This window comes from Streptomyces synnematoformans, from assembly GCF_039531005.1.
GTDB lineage: Bacteria > Actinomycetota > Actinomycetes > Streptomycetales > Streptomycetaceae > Streptomyces > Streptomyces synnematoformans.
In genome coordinates, this window is record NZ_BAAAPF010000696.1 from 1 (window position 1) to 1,060 (window position 1,060).

Genomic DNA, 1,060 nt, shown 5'->3' on the forward strand with positions numbered 1-1,060 from the left:
GCACCAGACTCCCCCTACGCCCGGAGGGCGTGGGCGGTGCCCCCAGCGCCGCCCGCCCTCCGGGCGGACGACGGGGGTTTACGGATGGCTTCTCACCGGCCGGCTGCGGCGAGGCGGTCCATCCACTCGGCCAGCAGGGCGCGCTCGGCGCCGGTGAGGGCGGTCAGCTGCGGCGCCAGGGCCCGCAGCGCCACCGCGAGGCCGGTCGGACCGGTGTCCGCGGTGCCGGGCCCGTCGGTGGTGACCGCGGCGATGGCCGACTCGCGGGCCGCGCGGGAGAGCGCCGGGTCGCGTTCGGACTCCGGCAGCGAGATGAGCGTGAACGTCATGCCGCACCCCGCGGCGTGGACCAGGTGTGCGGCGTGTTCCTCGCCGACCCGCAGACGGCCGGCCTCGGCGATGCGCCTGATCCGCTTGGCCAGCTCCGCGGCGGCGCGCCGGGCGGCGGGCGACTCGGCGCCCGGCCGGTCCGTGCCGTAGATCAGCGAGTAGCAGGCGGGGTTGGCCACGCCGAAGCCGACGTGCAGGTCCCAGCCGCGCCGCAGGTCGTCGACGGGGTCGCCGGTCTCGGGCAGGGCCGCCTTGTCGGCCAGATAGCTCTCGAAGACGTGCGCGGCGATCGCGTCGAGCAGCCCGTTCTTGTCTCCGAAGAGCCGGTAGAGCGTGGGGGACTGCACGCCCGAGGCGGCGCACACCGCCCGCGTCGACACCGCCTCGCGCCCGCCGTCGGCAAGCAGGCGGGAACCCGCCGTGATGATCTTCTCGCGGGTGGAATCTCGCCCCATGTACCAACGGTAACAGTGTGCCTGGACCATCGCCACCAGCACTGATAACGAAATCTTGTTAGCGGTGTTGTGTTATCGGCGGCAACGTGTTGTGGTTGTCGGTGTGTGCACTCGCTGAGGACACCCGATGGCCAGACGTCACGTACCCGCGAGGAGACCCAGACGCATGTCCGAGAACGAAGAAGTCCCGGCCGAAGGCCAGAGCCGCCGCAGCGTCCTCAGGGCCGGCGGTGCGACCGCCGCCGCGCTCGCCGCCCGGGGCGGCGCCGCGGCGG

At 73.5% G+C, this 1,060-nt stretch carries 1 protein-coding gene; it reads right to left on the minus strand.

Annotation, left to right across the window (positions count from 1 at the left end; translation table 11 throughout):
• Nucleotides 1-92: 92 nt before the first annotated feature.
• On the minus strand, nucleotides 93-785 hold the full coding sequence (locus ABD317_RS37190) for a TetR/AcrR family transcriptional regulator (RefSeq protein ID WP_344296530.1): 693 nt from the start codon (nucleotides 783-785) through the stop codon (nucleotides 93-95).
• Between the last annotated feature and the right edge of the window lie 275 nt (nucleotides 786-1,060).

Excerpts from the sequence above, each read along its gene's own strand:
- ABD317_RS37190 (WP_344296530.1), bottom strand. The coding sequence starts at position 785 with ATGGGGCGAGATTCCACCCGCGAGAAGATCATCACGGCGGGTTCCCGC.